We start from the raw sequence: 20,633 nt of genomic DNA on the forward strand, positions 1-20,633 counted from the left end.
GGAGTAGCTTTGGAGAGAAGACAGCACCAGCGCAAGATCATTTTAACAACTCTATAACATATCAATAACACTTGAGTGACAGCAAGTATCTTGTAGATTATGGTAATTTTGTCATGTGAACAGTATGAAAATTATCGTATCCAAAAACCTCTTTTATACCTCGATATTTTGCACATTCCGTTCTATTCAATTAAACAGACAAAAAATATGAGACAAATCATTTATACACTGATTTTAGCACTGGTTGGAGCAAGTGGGCTGGTATTTGCAAATCATGAACCTGCCAATAAAACTTCCAAAAAGTCCATCTCCAAGCCTCTCACTATTGCAGAAAAGAAAGCCGCATTAAAAAAATGGGAAGCAAGCCCTGATGGTGTGATGTTCAAAAAGTGGGAAGCGTCTCCCGCAGGCCAAAAAGTATATGCTGCCGAAGCTAAAATAAGGAAGAACATAGGTGCTTTCTCTAATATGGAGGCCATTGTAACATCTCTTTCTCTCCCAGCAGGCTCAAGATTGGGTTTTGGAATAATGGTCAAAATTAATGGAGAAGATTATATCCTTAGTTTTGGACCAGAAAAGTCTGGCAATAATATTTTGAATACTAACACCGAATTTGAGCAATTGCATAACCTGAAAGTCAAGGACAAAATAATTATAAGAAGCCACAGTGTATCGCATGCACCCAAGTATTCGTATCCAATAGTAGCAGGCGACTATGTAGAACAAAATCATAAAATAATTTATAAACGTGCTCTTCGCCAAGGCGGTTGCTAGGGAGATAAATTAGCTTCTATTTGTTAAGACAAAACATGAAATACCAAACATGAGTCATCTCTAATTTAGTGATTTAGTGATTGAACGAATGAGTGATTGTGGTAAAATTTGTATGCTAGCAGTAGAGACGCAATGATTGCGTCTTAAGCCGAGTCAAATCTAGCATAGTAGCATCAAAAAAGCGGTCGAAAAATATATTTTTTGACTGCAGTGCTAGTGCTGGCTTCCTAGCCAGCACTTACCAAATCTAAGGATTCTAATCCTTTATTATTTGAAAAAATAATCTCCCTGAAAAGGAGTAGTTTCTGCAAGAAGTTAGCAATAGCTTGGATATTTGCTGGATAGAATCCAAAGAAAAAATGGGTACTGGCTAGGAAGCCAGCACCAGCGTGGGAGAAGCCAGCACCAGCATCGGAACTTCACAAAAAGTCCTCGCCATGGTAAACAAATTCTATTACTACCTCCAACTCACTACATCAAATTCTCTTTCTTCTGCTTGGCATATTCTGAGGGAGAAACATTGTAGGTTTGCTGAAACATTTTTCTAAAATACTTCATATCCTCAATGCCTACTAGCATAGCTACTTCGGTCACACGAAGGTTGCCGTTGCTCAGCAACTGCGCTGCTCGTTTAAGGCGAATATCTCGAATAAACTCCACCAAAGATTGTCCTGTAATGGATTTGATTTGACGATAGATCGCAGACTGGCTCATCCCCATATCCTTCACAAGCGTCTGTACCGTAAATTCTTGATTGGTTAGATTTGCCTCCACTATCGCCATAGCTTTTTCCAATAAGGCTTTTGTTTCGTCTGGAATATCTGGCAAACTGGGTTCTAGCAAAATCTGCTTTTGGTAATAGCTACGCAATTGCGAGCGATTTTGAAGAATAGAAGCTATTTTGGCATTCAGCACCAAAGGATTAAATGGCTTTGCCATATATTCATCGGCTCCCATCTCTAAACCTTCCACTTCATGTGTTACTGCCCCACGAGCCGTTAGCAAGAACACTGGAATATGCGAGGTTTTAGGATTTTGTTTGACCTTTTGACAAAGCTCCAAGCCATCGCTGTTGGGCATCATGATATCACTAATAATCAAATCGGGTTGCCATTCTAAGGCCTTTTCCCAGCCGTCTACGCCGTCGACAGCAGTTTCAACATCATAAGTTGCTTCACAAATTTGTTTTAAATAGGCCCTCAAATCCTCTTGGTCTTCAACAATCAAGATTTTTGCAGAAGACTTCTCCGAAACTGCTACCAAAGGAATAGCCTCCTCGATCGTTGTTTTAGCCTCCTCATTAGGCTGTATACTATCGCTATTTTCGACAAGAGTTTTTTTGCTAAAAGGTAATTTCAAAATGAATACTGTACCTTTTCCAATGGCACTCTCTACTTCAATGCTACCTTTATGAGCTTCTACCAACTGTTTAACTAGTGACAAACCGATGCCCGTTCCTCTAATTTTGAGCGTCTCGGTATGAGAAGCCTGATAATATGGATCAAAGATTCTTTCCAATTCATCGCTAGACATACCAACCCCAAAATCTTGAATAGATATTTGTAAAAAGTGATTTTTTAGCTTGCCTGCCTCAAAAACTACCTCTTCGGCTGAATTACCGACTATTTCAGTTTTTAGGCTTATTTTCCCTCCAACTGGCGTATATTTGAAAGCATTGGATAACAAGTTGGTCAGAATAATTTCTAATTTACTACTATCAAAAAACAGCTCCACTGTCGTTTGTGGCAGACTCATGGTATAATCAATCGAGGACTCTTGGGCTTTAAGTTTGAAAATCAAAAACACTTCCTCTATGATTGGAATGATATTACCGAAGGTTGCTAGTATTTTCATATTCCCCGTCTCGGCTTTTCGAAAATCGAGTAACTGATTTACCAAATCCAGTAATTTTCTGGTTTGTTGTAAAATCAGCATGATTTTGTCCTTTTTCTCATGTTCTGTAGAAGCCAACTCTTCAATTGGTCCCAAAATTAAGGTTAGTGGCGTTCTTAATTCATGCGAAACGTTGGTAAAAAAACGAAGCTTAAGATCCGTCAAGGTTTTTTCCTGATCTGCTTTGTATTTTTCCATCAAGACATCATTTTTTAAAGCCTGTTTTGCCAATGTGGCCTTTTGATACTCTTTGAACACAAAAAATAAAATTAAAGCATAAATGAGGAACGCCCACCAAGTCTTGTACCAAGGCGGTAGCACTCGAATTTTTATTTCGGCGGGTTTGGCCGACCACGCTCCCTCCCCATCACTTGCCTTGACCAAGAACGTATATTCTCCAGCATCTAGGTTCGAAAAGTTGGCAATACGCTGATTATAATCTGTATAAATCCAGTCGTCGTTTGAGCCTACCAATTTGTAAGCATATTGGTTTTTCTTGGGGTTTTTGTAATTAATACCGACAAATTCTATGGAAAAATAATTTTCGTTAGGCTCGATTGTCAGCTCTTGAGTTTCATCTAAGGGTTGTGACAAAATCAACCGCCCCTCAAAGGGCTCTCCTATACGTACCTCTTTGTTATAGATTCTTAGCGTAGTCAGATGTATTTCAGGCTTTTGACTACTAGGCTGAATCTGCTCTGGCTTGAAATAGGTAATCCCTTTTATTCCTCCAAAATAGAAATAGCCCTCCTTATCTTGACATACCGCCCCGATTTTGAAAGAGTTACTTTGTAGCCCATCGCCTACATCATAATGTATCTGCTGACGATTTTGAGTATTGAGTCTCATCAAGCCATCGCCTCCCAACCAAAGATATCCCTGACGGTCGAATATCAGTGATTCGATATTTGAATAACCAATATTCCAACGCTCTACAATACCCTGAGGAGAGATTTTATTCAGTCCTGCCCCAATCGTACCAACCCACAAATTACCTTTTGTATCTTTGACCAGTGGCCAAGCATAGTTTCCACTTAAGCTATTAGGATTATTCTTTTCATATTGATAATTGCTTACCAAGGTTATTGTTGTTGCCGAGATTTTGAGTTTCAAAACTCCTTTATCGCGTGAACTCACCCAAAGATGGTCTGTGCTAGGCTCATACAACAGATACGTACACTGTCGCGCAGGAAAATTATTTATCTCCAGCGAATATTGTTGTAAAAGATTACCGTCTTTATCCAGTCTTAGAAGCCCTTTTTCAAAAGTTGCTACCCAAATTGTTCCATATTTATCTTCTTGAATTCGCTCAATACTCGTGGCATACAAAGACAAATTGGCACTAAGGTCTGTAATCACCTTTCGAGTATTTGGTTTAAAAATTAGTAGCCCACGATAACGAGTTCCTACCCAAATCGTACCATCTTTTTGTTGATAAAAAGTAGAAATATCTACCCCTGACCCATCGCCATTGATGGGAGTATTAGCAAAGTTTTGATAGGTACGATTTTGGAGATGATATTTAGAAAAACCATTTCTGGTGCCTATCCAAAGGTGTTGTTGGTCTTGATCTAGCAAAACGGCATTTATGTAGTTGCTAGGCAAAGAAGAGGCTGTGCCAAATTGGCGTTGAATCACAAAAAAGGGTTTTCTTTTAAGGTCTACTTTGTTGAGCCCTCCCGAAGATGCCGCTAACCAAAGATTATGATATTTATCTTCTAAAATTTGATGTACTCGTCCTGAATTGATACTGTACGGGTCTCCATCTGTGGGTAAAAAACGTTGTATAGTATTTTTCCAAGTAGTCAAATACGTAGATTCAGTACTTTTAGGAACCGTTGCCCAGTAATACAAGCCATGGTTTGTTCCTACCCAAAGGTGTTGAAAAGAGTCGACAAATACACTGCCTATTTCCGAAAACTGCTGAATCAACGTTGTGTGAAAGACTCGGTTTCTTTTTTCTTCTTTACTTGCAAAAAATAATTCAAATTGTGTACCTATCCATAGATTCTCACGGTTATCTACCCACAAAGCCGAAATTTTATGATTCGTAAAAAGCGTAGGTACGGGCACAGACTGCTTTGGGCCTAAATGCCACAATCCATGACTCACTGTACCAATCCAGATAGAACCATCTCGCTCTCGTACCATTGACGCTACGCCATATTGGGTAGTACCATCCACAGCGATTTGACGGATTGAAACCAATAAATCATTTTTAAACTCTAACATAAACAGTCCCATCGTGCGAGTGCCTACCCAAACCCTTCCAAAAGAGTCGCTCGAAATGGATAGAACATTACTAACCCGAAGTTTTTCGAGTACTTTTTGGTCTACACCATTGCCTTCTCGTTCGGCAACATTGATAAATTTATCGTGATGTTTATCCCAAAAACTTACTCCAGCACTTCCCGAAGCCACCCATAATCTTTTGTGGGCATCGAGGTGCATAGCCACTACTCTATTGCTGGGCAAACCATTGTGTGGATTTACTGGCAAATCATAGTTTTTGAGCGAATAGCCATCGTATTTTGAGACACCATTGTTGGTACCTACCCAGATATACCCCGTACTATCAGACACAATACAGTTGGCATCGCTATGCGGAAGTCCCTCATTGACGGTAATATGTTCGAAGCGATAGCTATGAATATTCTCCTGCGACTTGCTTGGGAATACTTCACAAAACAATAGTAGTGTAATTAATAATCGTATAATTTTCTTCATGGTTTAAAGCAATCATTAAGGTCATAGCTACGGTAAAACCCTATACTATCATATACTTATAAGTAAATTCAATCATAATATTACTCCATCGGAAAAAATCTATTGCAAAATAATCAAAAACCTCCCTCTATCATTTCAAAGGCTCAAACTGACCCTGTTTTTAAACGAATTTCACCCTACATCAGACCATTTTTTATCGCCATTTTTGCATTATTCAAATATATTATTGTAAAAACACGAAAACCCTTTTCTGTTTAACCAACCTATTTCATTCCAAACCTTTTCCGTTTTATCAAACCCTATAATTATGATGAAATTTTTACAAAAAACCCTATTTTTAAGGTTCCCTCCCTCCTCATTTTGGTTGATGGTGCTCTTGAGTAGTTATCCTCTAAGCCATGCTACTTTTGCCCAAAACGCCACCGAGAACACACAAAATTCCAATGCTACTTTACGTACTATTTTGGTAACAGACGACAATGATGAAGTGTTGGAAAATGTGAGTCTTAAAAACAGTAGAACAGGAATGTTTGCGACTACATCAAGTAATGGTATTGCCACCATTGATGCGCAAATAGGCGACAAAATTGGGATTTACTGTGTGGGAACTTTTCTAAAAGAAATTTCGATTAAAGACATTTCTGAAAGAGTTGTCTTGAGTAGTCAAAACCCTGCCGTTGCTCGCATCAAACCCATTCGCGGACTTTTCAACCAGTCTCTCAAATCAGAACTAAGTACTGGTTCGTCGCAAGCAATTTACAACAAAGATATTCAAAAAATTCCTGCTACGTCGATACTCAATACCTTAGTGGGTAGACTTGCAGGTACGAGTACATTCCAGTTTTCGGGACAGCCAGGAAGCGATGGTATTTCATTCGGACTTCGTGGGCAGGGGCCTTTGGTTATCATCGATGGTATTCCGAGACAGCTTACCATTTTTGATTTGGAAGAAATCGAATCAATCACGGTACACAAGGATGCTTTATCCAATGCTATGCTCGGTGTACGTAGCAATGGTGGTGCCTTGGTAATCAATACTCGTAAAGGCTCGGCTTCAAATGCTAAAATGTCATTTACCGCGCAAACAGCAATCCAACAGCCTTTAAAGTTTCCGAAGGGATTGGACGCCTATAATTATGCCAAACTGTATAACGAAGCACGTGTAAACGATGGTCTTACTCCTGTTTATTCTGATGCTGCTTTACAGGCTTATGCGACCAACTCAGATCCTTACAACTATCCGAATGTCAACTGGCGTGATGCTACGCTAGAGCCATCTTCACGGATGGATCGCTATACTTTTAGTGCTACAGGAGGAAATAATTTTTCGAAATACTTTATTTCGTTTGACCATATCAACCAAACGGGGCTTTTGAAAAAAAATACTACTACCCCGTACAATACCAATAATAACTTTAAATCATATACCATACGTTCGAATGTTGATTTACAGCTAAATTCCAAGCTTTCGGGCGGTATTTATCTCTTGGGGCGTATTCTGAATGGTAATGATGCAGGTGCTGGAACAAGTAATATTTTGAATAGTATTCTGAATACGCCTAACAATGCCTATCCTGTGTACAATCCTAATGGTTCGTATGGTGGTAATCAGCAGTTTCAAAACAATATCTTAGCACAGACTATTGGGTCTGGATACCAACAAAACTTCAAGAGAGATATGTTGGCTGACTTTTACCTGAAAAGAACGCTCGACGAAATCGCTTCTGGCATGTGGATAAAAGCCGTGGGCTCTTATTATGCTACACTTTCAGAAAACGTGGTACGTAATAAAACTTTTGCTGTTTTCCAAAGAAATGTATCTGCTACTGGACAAGAAACTTACCAGCAATTTGGCGTAAACGGCGACCAAAGTAACTATAACTACATGGATTATCAAGGACGTTCTGACTATTTGGAATTGTCTTTGGGTTATGACAAAACAAGAGGAAATCATGGCGTAAATGCTGTATTATTGGCTAATCGTCAAAACTCCGTTTCAGGCTCTGATTTGCCCTATACTATTACAGGCTTAGCAGGACGCATGGGCTATAATTACAAGCAAAAATATATCCTTGACCTTGCTTTCGGCTTGAATGGCTCAAACAGATACCCAACAGGAGGCACAACCAAATATGGTTTTTTCCCAGCAGTAGGTTTGGCTTGGAATATTTCGAAGGAAGATTTCCTACAATCTCAAGCATGGATTTCTTATTTGAAATTATATGCTAGTTATGGTAAAAATGGTAATGATAACCCCGGTTATTTTAGCTATATCCAACGTTATTTTGATAATACTGGCGCCGTTTTCGGTACAGGTGCAGGTGGCAATACAGGTGTCACAGAAGAGCCACTGGCGAATCCTAATATTACCTTCGAAAAATCTAACAAACTCAATATTGGACTTACAGGAGCTTTATTTGATAATTCTTTAGGTTTTACCGTCGAATATTACAATATGCAATATTATGATTTGTTGATTCAACGTGGTCGCAATACTAGCATATTAGGAAATATTTATCCAAATGAAAATATTGGTAAAAATCAATATACAGGAATTGACTTACAGTTGAATTGGCAAAAAAGTACCTCGATAGGCGATTTTTATGCCACTGCAAATGCTGGCTTCCAAAATTCCAAAGTAATTTATATCGACGAAGTGACACAACCCTATTCATGGTTATATCGAACTGGACAAAGAGTTGGACAGCTTTTTGGATATATTTCAGAGGGTTTTTATCAAACCACTGCCGAACTACAATCACGTGCTACAACGGTTGGATATCAACCGCAATTGGGAGATCTCAAATACAAAGACTTGAACAATGATGGCGTAATCAATCAGCTTGATGTGGCGCCAATCGGACCGCAGAGCCCATACATTACCTTCGGGTCAACGTTAGGATATTCGCGAAAAGGATTTGACTTCTCTGTATTGGTGCAGGGCGTGGCTAACCGAGTAATTGTTGCCAATGCCAATTCGATGCTCGCTTTTCAAAATGGAGGTTTTGGACAAGCATTCGAGCAACACCTCGACCGCTGGACTCCTACTAATCCAAATGCGTCGTACCCTCGTCTGTGGCTTGGTACAAACACTAATAACCAATTAGTTTCTACTTTTTGGGCACGCTCAGGAGATTATGTTCGCTTGAAAAATATCGAATTGGGATATACCCTTCCTAGTAAGCTTTGTAAAAACATCAAAGTGCAAGGAATTCGTGTTTTTGCCAACGCTACCAACCTTGTGACATTTAATGCCGACAAATACCTCGACCCAGAGGGCTTTTCGAGCAACTATCCTATTCAGCGAGTATTCAATTTTGGTGTAAATCTCAAATTGTAAAATGGCTTTCATCAAGCTTAAAATTTTCAGAAAAAATGATTTCTAAAAAATATATATCATCCTTTATTTTGGCTACAGCACTAACTTTTGCGGCTTGCGAAAGGGTAGAAACTGAGCCTCGTGATTGGATTCTTGACACTTTGGTTTGGGACGATAAAGATAAAAATGCTACCGTAGCCGTCTTTTTCCTCAACAACATTTACAGTTATATCCCCGATGGTTTTAATAGAATCAATGGACTGGGAGGTGACTTTTTGGAAACAGGTACAGACGATGCCGTTCCGTCCAGAACCAATCGTCAAGCAGAATATTATACCAATGGGTTAATTAGTACGGTTAACAACCCCGACCCTTATTGGGGCACTTCGTATGCGGGTATTCGTCGTGTCAATATCTTTTTGAGTAATATCGACAAAGTGCCAGCCGACCCAAACAGTATTACTATCTGGAAAGCCGAAGCGCGTTATATTCGTGCGTTATTGTATTTTGAATTGGTAAAACGTTATGGTGGTGTGCCATTAATTGGTGACCGAGTATTTACCATCCAAGATGATTTGTCGATTCCTCGTAATACCTACGAAGAATGTATCAACTACATCGTTTCAGAATGTGATGCCGTAAAAGGTACACTTACTCCTGAACCTGTTTCGGATAGCAACTGGGGAAGAATTCCGAGAGGAGCTGCGATTGCACTCAAAGGTCGTGCTTTGTTGTATGCTGCTAGTCCGCTATTTAATGGTGGAGGCATCAGCACCAATGCCAGTCTCAAAGCCTTAATGGGCTATCCAACGTATGACGCTAACCGTTGGCAAAAAGCCTTAGATGCTGCCAACGAATTGATTGGACTCAACTATTATGCTTTGCAGACTTCTTTTTCTGGTGTTTTTACCACGAAAAAGAATACCGAAATCATTCTTGCCAAACAGTCAGGGAATAACTTTCTTATTGAAAACTACAATGCCCCAGTCGGCTTCGGTTCGCCCGCTGCAAGTCTGGGCTTGACGAGTCCTTCACAAAATTTAGTTGATGCTTTTCCAACGATTACAGGTCTTGACATTGCGGATGCTCAATCAGGTTACGACCCACAAAACCCTTATGCCAACCGTGACCCTCGCTTGGCTTTGACGGTATTTTTCAATGGTCAAACTTGGTTGCGTAGAGCAGTGGAAACTTTTGAAGGAGGATTGGACAAACCAGGAGGTATTGCCGTTCAAACTCGCACAGGGTATTACCTACGTAAGTTTATGGCAGACTTTTCGAATAATACCACTTATACCAATCAGAGCCATAACTTCCCACTATTCAGATACTCGGAAATACTCTTAAACGCAGCCGAAGCACTGAATGAGTTAGGTAGAACAACGGAAGCCGTTAGCAGAATCATTGATATTCGTAAAAGAGCAGGAATCCGAGCAGGCACCGACAATCGCTACGGCATCAAAGCGGGTATTTCACAGACCGAAATGCGTGCGCTTATCCAAAATGAAAGACGTATTGAATTAGCCTTTGAAGAACATCGTTTTTGGGATATTCGTCGCTGGAAAATAGCAGAAACTGCGACAAGTGGTTCGCTGAAAGGAATGAAAATCGTGAAAAACACCAATGCAACATTGACTTTTACGCCATTTGTGGTATCAACGATGAAGTTTTCTAACAAACTATACAGTATGCCTTTACCGTATGACGAAACGCTAAAAAACAATAAGCTTATTCAAAACGAAGGCTGGTAAGTATGGATGCAGAATGATGAGTTGTGAATTATGAATGTATTTTTTTTAATCAATCTTTTACACTCAAAATCCACTGGACCTTATAGTGCTGCAAGCCGAATGCCCATAGCTGAAAGCCGAAAGCATAATAATTAAATCTCATTTTGCGCGATTACTTCATTGTTTGAACAACAAATTCATGGCTTCAATTCCATCAGAAAACCCTCATGTTTTTATGAAAAAAATACTATATATATGGATTTCTATTGTTACGCTCATCGCACAAAATGCCCTTGCACAAGGTCAGGTGGTGTCGGGAGTAGTAACAGGAGGCAAAGAAGCACTGCCAGGCGTGGCAGTCTTCGAAAAAGGGCGAAGTACCAACGGTACCCTTACTGACGCAAAAGGTTTTTTTAAAATTACTTTAAAAGGACAAAGCAATACACTCGTATTTCGTTCGCTTGGCTTTAAACAACAAGAGGTTAGTGTAGCTGGTCGCTCAACTGTCAATGTAACCCTTGAAGACGAAGACAAATCGCTCGATGAAGTTGTGGTAATTGGGTACGGACAGCAGAAAAAAATCACCTTGACAGGCTCTGTAAGTTCAGTGTCTGGTCGTGAAATTCGTGAAAACCCTTCTGCAAGTTTGCAAAATGCTTTGGCAGGTAAACTTCCAGGGTTTTTCTCGCAACAACCTTCTGGTCGTCCCGGTGCCGATGGCGCAAGTTTTTACATTCGTGGGGTAAGTTCTTATAATGGCAACAACCGTCCCTTGATTATTGTAGATGATGTTGAGTACTCGTATGACCAATTTGCTCGTATTGACCCTAACGAAATAGAGAATCTCTCGATTTTGAAAGATGCATCAACAACGGCAATTTATGGGGTTCGTGGTGCCAATGGTGTTATTGTAGTTTCGACAAGAAGAGGTAAAGAAGGGCCTCCGCAAATCTCGATGCGTGCTGAAATGGCACTTTCGCAGCCTACGATTATTCCAAACTATTTGGATGCTTACGAGAGTGCAAAAATGTACAACCAAGCTCAAATTAATGACAATAGCGTAAACCCAAGTCCATCGTTTAAACCACGTTGGAGTGACCAAGATTTGGAATTATTCAAAAATGGCAAAGATCCTTATGGTCACCCAAATGTCAACTGGAAAGATGTTTTGTTCAAACAGTTTTCAAAACAATATCGTGGTAATTTGGATTTGTCGGGCGGTACACAAAAGGTAAAATACTTTGTTTCGGTAGGTTATTTGTATCAAGATGGGATGCTCAAAGATTTTGGTCAAGACCAAGGGGTAAATAGCAACTATTTTCACCAACGTTACAACTACCGTTCAAACTTGGATATGTCGGTTACCAAATCACTTGATTTGAGATTGGATTTGTATGGCAATTTTGGACAAGTAAATACGCCACAAGTAGGTAGTCCATTTGGTTATAATGACTTATTCTATGACTACAGTAGTTTCTTGACTTTGGCGCCGTTTGCGTATCCTGTGTATAACCCAGACGGTTCTTTAGGCTACAGTACTTGGATTAGAAACGAAAACCCAAGCTACAACGTCAACAACGTAGTGGGACGTTTGAAGTACTATGGCTATAACCAAACCAACGAAAGTAATATCAACTTCATTGGTTCAGCGAAGCAAAAATTAGATTTTCTAACCAAAGGCTTGTTTGTCCAAGGTCGTATCTCGTTTACGAGTAACTATGGCTACGGACGTAGCATGACCCGAGACCAGTTTCCATCATTTATATATAATTCAACCACAGATACCTACGAAGCCCGTGACCCCAATGTGTATCGTGTGCGTCGTTTCTTTTTAGGATATGATGCCAGAAGTACTTCAAGGGTTTTGAATATGCAATTGATGGTTAACTACGACCGTACTTTTGATTCAAAACACCACGTGTACGCCTTAGGACTTTTTAACCGTAACTCTACAGAAGCGTCCAGTAGCAATGCCGTGTATAATTTTATTCCAAACAACTTCCAAGGGTATTCTGGTCGTGTGGGTTATGATTACAAAAATCGTTATCTAATACAATTCAATGTGGCTTACAATGGTTCTGACCGTTTTGTGAGAGACAAAAGATTTGGGCTTTTACCAGCAGTTTCGGCAGGTTGGAATATTTCGGAAGAACCATTTTATAAAAATTCTTTTCCAAAATTCATGGATTTGTTGAAAATCAGAGGTTCGTATGGGATTGTAGGTAACGACGCTTTAGGAAACAGCTTCTCGTATTACTATCAACAAAATTATTCAAACGGTAACGGGGTAGTAGCGCCTAACTTTGGGTATTCAAGCAACTTATATACAGGCGTAGTTGAAGGTACGCTTGCCAACAACGAGGTTACATGGGAGAAAGAGAAAAAACTAGATTTAGCCATCGAGTTTGGCTTGTTCAATAGCAATGTAACAGGTAGTTTCAACTATTTTGACAACAATCGTTATGATATTTTGACCACTCGTGGTACAGTATCAGCCATTTTTGGTCAAGGACTTCCTCCTGTAAACATGGGAAAAGTAAACAACCGAGGCTATGAAATCGAGTTGGGCTATCAAAGTCCTACCAAAAGCGGGTTTTCGTACTACATTAAGGGAAATTATTCTGTAGCCAAAAACAAAATTATCTTCCAAGATGAGCCTAGTCCTTTGTACCCTTATCAAAGATTCACAGGAAATAGCATCGGACAAATTAGAGCCTATACCTTTATTGGATACTACAAAAATGCCGATGACATCGCCAACAGCCCCAAAACAGCCGTACCCGTACAACCGGGTGATTTGAAATACGCTGATTTGAATGGCGATGGCAAAATAGATGGCTTTGATATGTCGGTAACTGGAAATCCAAACACCCCAAATACGGTTTATGGTATCAATTTGGGTATCCGCTACAAGGCAATCAGCATCAGTGCCAACTTCCAAGGAGCACGTAACTTTAGTGTAAGAGGTACAGCAGAATCTATCCGTGCATTTTCTTCGAACCTTACCGAAGTACACAAATACGCATGGACACCAGAGCTAGGCGACAATGCCAAATATCCTCGTTTGACCTTGCTAGGCGGTATTAGTGACCCAACAGCATATCCATCAACGTTCTGGCTGATTCCAGGAGATTATTTACGTTTGAGAAATGCACAAATCAACTTCGACTTACCAAGTAGTTTGACCAAAGGATTGGGTATTCAGCAAGCAAGAATTTATGTGAATGGCTCTAACTTACTGACTTTCACAAGCCTTGACAAACTGTATCAACTTGACCCAGAAATTTCATCGGGTACCGACCGTGTGAGTTATCCTCCACAACGGTTAATCAACTTTGGTATTAGTGCTACTTTCTAAGGTATTCAACTTATTGATTTTAGTTTATGAAAAAAATATTATTACTCGCATGTGTCATAGGACTTACCTCCTGCTTTTCGTCGGATGACTTCCTTGACCCCAAAACTACAGCATTGACCGAAGAAACGGTTTTTTCTGATAGTACACGTACAATAGGATTTTTGTATCGTATTTATAGCGACATTGGTTTTAGTTATACCAAAGGTCGTTGGGATTCTCATGGCAATACCGAAGAAGCCACCGACGACGCAGAATATCGTTATTCGGGTACAGGACAAAAAGCCGTAATACTTTACAGTGGTACAGTGAGCCCAACCAACTTCCCATTTTTTGAGTTTTGGTCAACGCCCTATAACAATATCCGTAGGGTCAATTTATTGTTGGAAAAACTTCCTAATGCTCCACTTTCAGCACCCATGAAAGCGCAAATGGTCGCAGAAGCTCGTTTTTTGCGTGCTTGGTACTATCATTGGCTATTGATTAGCTTTGGAGGTGTGCCCTTGGTAGGCGACAAAGTATATGACATTACCGACTTTATCAATTTACCACGTAATTCGTATGCTGATTGTGTCAATTATTTAGTGAAAGAATTGGACGAAGCTGCTACGATTTTACCCAAAAGTGCTGATTATTCAGAACAAAACTATGGTAAAGCTACTCGTGGAGCATGTTTAGCACTTAAGTCACGCATATTGCTATACGCAGCTAGTCCATTGTTTAATGGTGGTGCTGAAACCCAAAATGCAGATCTTGCCAAAATCGTCAGCAATCCTACTTATGATGTAGCACATTGGCAAAAAGCCGCTGATGCTGCTCTGGCAGTAATGAATTCGGGCGAATATGCTCTCTACAAAGACAATACAACTGCGCCAGGCTATGGTTTTTATCAAGTGTTTTTGAATCGTGTTAACCCTGAGTTTATTATTTTCCAAAACCGTTCTGCCAACCGTGACATGGAAGGTTTTTATAATATGCCAACCCGTGGCGGGGCATATAATGCGATGCCTACGCAAAACTTGGTAGATGCTTTCCCAATGAAAAACGGAAAAGCGATTTCGGATGCAACATCGGGTTATGATCCTAATAACCCTTACAAAAACCGTGACCCTCGTTTTGAATATTCGATTGTGTACAACGAGTCGATGTACTATTTGGCAAGTGCTAATGCTCAAAGACAAGTTTTGACCTACGAAAATGCCCCTTCGGATGGTTTTACGCAGGCAGGACAAACAACAGGATACTACAGCCGAAAAATGTGTGATGCCAATATTTCAGCAAACAGTAGTTTTACAACTAACCGTGGTTGGTCGTTGATGCGCTATGCCGAAGTATTGCTCAATTATGCTGAAGCAATCAATGAAACAGGCAAAACAGATTTGGCTTATGCCCCGCTTATTGCGCTTCGTGACCGTGCTGGTATAACAGCTGGAGATGACAAATTGTATGGTTTAAAAGCTAATATGACCAAAGAACAAATGCGTGAAATTATCCGCAACGAGCGCCGTGTTGAGTTGGCTTTTGAAGACCACCGCTGGAATGATATTCGTCGTTGGAAAATTGCCATGGATGTATCAAACGGCTACAACAAACGTATGAGAATTATCAAAAACGCTAACAATACTTACACGTATCAAGTAACGGAGTCGATACGTAGACACAACTTCAGACCCGAAATGTATTTATTACCAATCCCTGACTCGGAAGTACGCAAAGCACCAGCAATGCTCCAAAATCCGGGATGGTAAGAGAAGTTTGAGTGAGGAGTTTTGAGTGAGGAGTGCGGAGTTCTTTTTCAAAACTCAGCAATTCAAACTCGACACTCAACACTCAAATAATTGACTGATTGGGACTGCGCCTATCAAAAGAGTCGTGAACTGATTTTTCAATTGACGGCTCTTTTATTTTTTTGAATATTTTAACCCCTTATTTTTCTTAAAATACGCCCTTCCTGTGCTAGAGATTCGAAGTAGTTTTACGACAGTTAAAAATCTTTTTACTCATTTTTATTCATTACATTATTTATGAAAAACTTACGTCTGATTTTAATTTATATCCTAACCTTTTTAACGACTCAATCATTTGCCCAATCCGCTCAGAATAAAAAGCTTTTTAAACAAGCATTCTCGGAAGCAGCCGAACAATATAAAGTTTTAGCCCAAAATCTTCCTGCTGATAAATTCCCGAAAACATATTTTCCCAAATCAAATAAATATGAATGGAGTGGCTCAGGCTGGTGGTGCAGTGGTTTTTACCCTGGCTCTTTGTTGTACATTTATGACCAAACCAAAGATCAAGCTACATTGACCGAAGCAAATCGTATTTTGAAGGTATTAGAAAAAGAAAAATTCAATACCTCTACCCACGACTTGGGTTTTATGATGTTTTGTAGTTTTGGTAATGCCAAAGACATTGACCCAAAACCAGAATATAAAGATATTTTGATTCAAAGTGCTAAATCCTTGGCTTCTCGTTTTGACCCAAAAGTAGGCTGTATCAAGTCGTGGGATAGCAACAAAAATGAGTACTTGGTGATTATAGACAACATGATGAATTTGGAGTTGCTTTTCTGGGCTACGAAAGTCACTGGCGATTCTAGCTATTACAAGATTGCGGTGACACATGCCAATACAACCATGAAAAACCACTTTCGCCCAGACTACAGTTCTTATCACGTAATCAACTATAATGCAACAACAGGTGCGGTTCAACAAAAAAGAACTGCACAGGGTTTCGCTGACGAATCGGCGTGGGCACGTGGACAAGCATGGGGACTTTATGGATATACGGTTATGTTTCGTGAAACCAAAAATCCTATTTACTTAAAACAGGCGCAAAATATTGCCAAATTTATCATGAGCAATCCCAATATGCCTGCGGATAAGATTCCTTACTGGGACTACAATGCACCCAATATTCCCAACGCTTTAAGAGACGCATCGGCGGCTTCAGTGACTGCCTCCGCACTTTTGGAACTTGCCAAATACAGTACGCCAAAGCTCAATAAAGCCTATTTCAAGGAAGCAGAAACGATTTTGGTCAATCTTTCAAAAGCGCCTTACCATGCAGCACAAGGCAAAAATGGTGGCTTTATCATCGAACATTGTGTAGGACATATTCCACAAAATACCGAAATCGATGTACCACTTACTTATGCGGATTACTATTATTTGGAAGGAATGAAAAGATATTTGGCTTGGGAATAAGCCTTAGAGAAAACCCTCTATGAAAATCAAAAACCTCATTTTTGCAATATTGACCCTGTCGAGTTGTACAGGAATGGCTCAAGAAAAACCCAACGACACTTATCAGTTAGTCTGGGCAGATGAATTTAATCAGGATGGTGCTCCCAATTCCAACAATTGGAGCTACGAAAAAGGCTTTGTGCGCAACGAAGAACTACAATGGTATCAACCCGATAATGCTCGTTGTGAAAATGGTTTATTAATCATTGAGGCAAAAAAGGTGAATCTTCCTAACCCCAATTATAAAGCGGGCAGTAAATCTTGGAGAGAAAATCGTCCCAATATCGAGTATACCTCTTCATGTTTAATCACCCAAGGAAAACAACAATGGCAATATGGACGATTTGAAATACGTGCTAAAATCGATATTCGGTCGGGCTTATGGCCAGCTTGGTGGACTTTGGGTATTCAAAAACCATGGCCGGCTAACGGCGAAATCGATATTATGGAATTTTACCGAGGCAAAATCCTGGCTAATATCGCCTGTTTGGGCACCAGCAACAAAACCGAATGGCATAGCAAAACCAAAAGCGTAGATAGCACATGGGCAAGCCAGTTTCATACTTGGCGCATGGATTGGGACGAGGAACATATAGCTTTATACGTCGATGACCAATTGATGATAAGCACGCCCCTCTCCCAACTCGAAAATAAAGATGGAAGTGGATTTAACCCTTTCAAACAACCACACTACATGCTATTTGATTTGGCCATTGGAGGACAAAATGGTGGCGACCCAAGCAATACCACTTTCCCTAATCGCTTTGAAGTAGACTATGTAAGAGTATATCAAAAACAGTAAAATCGCCTAACCTGCTTGGAGGCGCAGATTATCGCGCCTCCTAAGTTTTATCTTGATTCTGTAACCTAATAACTATAGGATTTTCTATCAAAAAAATTCCTTTAGACAAACTATCATCTGAGTTTACCTGCTTATTACACTTCTCAGCACTCTCAATACCAATAGGATACACTACAATTTCTTCCTTGGTAATTTTTATTCTAAGAAAGTTTTTATAATCGGCACACCTCAAAGCACCAGATGCTTCATCTACATGCATTCCCCAAATCAAGTTAGTTAATACAAGATACAATCCGAATACTGTTGCAGATATTAATCCTGTAAAAAACATGGCAAGTATCACTCTAATTACTTGTTCACAGTATGAGTTATGAGCACAGATATCATATAATCTAAAAAAAGCGCATGAGCTAGTAATACAAACAAAACTCAATCCAACCAAAGCCACAAAATGACACGCACCGTGCAAAACACCCAATATTCGTGCATTTACGGAGCTTTTGGTACTTGTGTCTGTCATAAGATAAATACTCACACCAAACGCTATTGCTAAAATAAAAATGGCAGGATTTGAAAAAAACGCCAACCAATAGTTATTCTGCAAACCACCTTGTCTATCCGGATTAATTTCTCGAATTAACAACCAATTAAATATGATAGAAACTGAGGCGAATAAGCCAGATAACTCCCAATTGGAAATGGCAAAGCCCAACACTTTAAGCAGTAATCTTTGAGAAGTTTTCTTGTCTGGAAATGTTTTCTTCAAAGATACTCCATCCGATTGTTGCAAAGATTTTCCCCCTGTCTTGTTAATTTCTACATACTTAAATTCTTTTTGAATCTTTTCGGGTAGGTTATTGGTTAAGTGCAAATGAGCACCACCTCCTCCTGCCGTAAAATATTGTCGAGAACCGTCTTTATTTTCGTATCGGGCATAATGATGCCAATCTCCAGTAAGCACAAGCGGTAACTCAAAGTCTAAAGGAGAGTCTCCTTTGTCCTTTTCTCTCAAGATATACCTATCAACAAAAAAATCAAGACGATCAAATGAGTCCTTACTATATTTTACTTCATTATATACCCAAGATGGTTCAGCTGTTACCAAAATCACCTTATCCCCTTTCTTCATATATTTTTTTGCTATTGAGTCAAAATAATCCAGCTGAGGCTTATCAATGTCAGAAGCCAGCTGAATATCAATTCCCCAAATCCAGCAATTATGAGGCAGTGGAATCGCAAAATAGCTCCTCCTTTGATAAGTTTGCCAGATACCAATAGACCTTTGTTGACAAAACAGTTTCAAAAAATTGCTGAGTCCATCATACCAATCATGATTCCCTGGAATGGCATAAAGATGAGGAGAAGAAGCTGCTTTATTTGTTTTATCTTTTTCATCCTTAGCAGCTTCTTCAAAAGGCATTCGAAATCTTTTATCGTATTCTTCTCGTGTGGGATAGGGATAGACTTGATCTCCTCCCAAAATCAGGATATGACCTCTTTCCGTCTCATACTGCTGTTGACCTTGACCTGTACTAAGAGTTAAATTTGGCCGCGCAACAGTACTTGCTACTGCGTATGTTGAATCATACCCCTCGCCAGTATCGCTAATAAAATCTACCCAAATTTCCTTGTCATGACGATTCTGGCAGTATGTTTCGATAGCCTTCCATGAGTCTAAGGTTGAGGTTAAAAAATCCATACTCTGAGGATTGTTATCCAAGGCTGCCATTATTTCACGCCTATCGGCAAAATTGCCAAAAATATTGGATATGACTAATTTTATACCTGCTTTCAGTAAAAGTAAAGGGTTAAACCAACGTACCATTTTGGCAGGCTTACAGTTTTCAGAATTGGCTTTTGAGGGCATTGTTGTGTATGTTTGGGCAATATTGAGCTTTACTTATCTAAATATATAAAGATAACATTTTAGTTACCCACAATAAGGTAATTTTCTATTATACGGTTAGAATATCTCTTTGAAAAACGGTTCCACTTTCCATTTCAAATTTTTCATTGTATATTCTAACTGATATTCATAAATCAATCCCCCTATGAAACTCATCAAACAGATTACCTCTCTGCTAAAAAAAATACAAATTTCCCTTATCGAAAAGGGAGCCTATTTCCTTACTGAAGCTATTATCATCATTGTTTCAATCACCATAAGTTTGTGGGTCAATAATTGGAGTGAGGATAATAAAAATGAGGAGATTGCACAAAACTTCCTAAAAAGTATTTCAAGAGACTTAACGCATGATTTGCTAGAAATGAAGGAAGATTCTACCTCTATTAGCCATCAACTTCAGTGCGCGACCTTTATCAGAACACTTCCCCTTCATCCCGAAATCACCCAAGATAGTATATCATCATTTCTAAAATCAAATGCTACTCTTTTTTATACAACGACCCTAATTAGCCCCAACAATGGCAACTATGAAGCTGCCAAAAGTGCTGGATATTTTCGTCTTCTCAAAAACAAAGCTTTGTTAAACGATATTACCGATTTATATGAGGAACATTTCACTTGGCTGACACGTCTGGAATTAGAATATTTGAGCTACAAACGCAAAAACCTAGACGAATGGTCGCTCAGCCAACCCAATGTAGACTTATCAGAAAATGATATTGACCATAAAGTTTCTCATTCTTTTATAAACCCAGCAATTTTAAAAATCCCCTATCTTCAAAAATATAGTTTCTATGCCTCAAGAAGTCTATCTGAGTTAAGAAATCAGTATGGAGTTATTATTGAACATACACAAAGGATATTGAAGGAAATTGAGGGAGA

At 39.4% G+C, this 20,633-nt stretch carries 10 protein-coding genes; 8 read left to right on the forward strand and 2 right to left on the reverse strand.

What is annotated here, in order from left to right; translation table 11 throughout:
• Positions 1-207 precede the first annotated feature (207 nt).
• On the forward strand, positions 208-774 hold the full coding sequence (locus ACOVQ4_RS05990; RefSeq protein WP_421819743.1) for a hypothetical protein: 567 nt from the start codon (positions 208-210) through the stop codon (positions 772-774).
• Positions 775-1,245: 471 nt separating this feature from the next.
• Here ACOVQ4_RS05990 and ACOVQ4_RS05995 read toward each other — a convergent pair whose 3' ends face one another.
• A complete protein-coding gene (locus ACOVQ4_RS05995; RefSeq protein WP_421819744.1) occupies positions 1,246-5,394 on the reverse strand; it encodes a hybrid sensor histidine kinase/response regulator transcription factor in 4,149 nt (1,382 codons plus the stop codon).
• 307 nt (positions 5,395-5,701) lie between these two features.
• Here ACOVQ4_RS05995 and ACOVQ4_RS06000 point away from each other — a divergent pair, with 307 nt between their 5' ends.
• From ACOVQ4_RS06000 to ACOVQ4_RS06025, 6 genes are all read left to right on the forward strand, one after another.
• Complete coding sequence (locus ACOVQ4_RS06000) at positions 5,702-8,734, forward strand: SusC/RagA family TonB-linked outer membrane protein (protein ID WP_421819745.1); 3,033 nt, start codon at positions 5,702-5,704, stop codon at positions 8,732-8,734.
• A 35-nt stretch (positions 8,735-8,769) separates the two neighbouring features.
• Complete coding sequence (locus ACOVQ4_RS06005) at positions 8,770-10,464, forward strand: RagB/SusD family nutrient uptake outer membrane protein (protein WP_421819746.1); 1,695 nt, start codon at positions 8,770-8,772, stop codon at positions 10,462-10,464.
• 214 nt (positions 10,465-10,678) lie between these two features.
• A complete protein-coding gene (locus ACOVQ4_RS06010; protein WP_421819747.1) occupies positions 10,679-13,801 on the forward strand; it encodes a SusC/RagA family TonB-linked outer membrane protein in 3,123 nt (1,040 codons plus the stop codon).
• 26 nt (positions 13,802-13,827) lie between these two features.
• Complete coding sequence (locus ACOVQ4_RS06015) at positions 13,828-15,546, forward strand: RagB/SusD family nutrient uptake outer membrane protein (protein ID WP_421819748.1); 1,719 nt, start codon at positions 13,828-13,830, stop codon at positions 15,544-15,546.
• Between the two features lie 276 nt (positions 15,547-15,822).
• A complete protein-coding gene (locus ACOVQ4_RS06020) occupies positions 15,823-17,004 on the forward strand; it encodes a glycoside hydrolase family 88 protein (protein ID WP_421819749.1) in 1,182 nt (393 codons plus the stop codon).
• A gap of 19 nt (positions 17,005-17,023) precedes the next feature.
• Positions 17,024-17,845 carry a glycoside hydrolase family 16 protein gene (locus ACOVQ4_RS06025; protein WP_421819750.1) on the forward strand — a complete coding sequence of 274 codons (822 nt, stop codon included), beginning with the start codon at positions 17,024-17,026 and terminating at the stop codon, positions 17,843-17,845.
• 40 nt (positions 17,846-17,885) lie between these two features.
• Here the strand turns inward: ACOVQ4_RS06025 and ACOVQ4_RS06030 are convergent, their stop codons facing one another.
• A complete protein-coding gene (locus ACOVQ4_RS06030) occupies positions 17,886-19,712 on the reverse strand; it encodes a metallophosphoesterase (protein WP_421819751.1) in 1,827 nt (608 codons plus the stop codon).
• Between the two features lie 184 nt (positions 19,713-19,896).
• On the opposite strand from ACOVQ4_RS06030, the gene ACOVQ4_RS06035 reads away from it, so the two are divergent.
• On the forward strand, positions 19,897-20,633 hold a 737-nt coding region (locus ACOVQ4_RS06035), incomplete at its 3' end, for a DUF6090 family protein (protein ID WP_421819752.1).

This window comes from Flectobacillus sp. (genome assembly GCF_049240685.1).
GTDB lineage: Bacteria > Bacteroidota > Bacteroidia > Cytophagales > Spirosomataceae > Flectobacillus.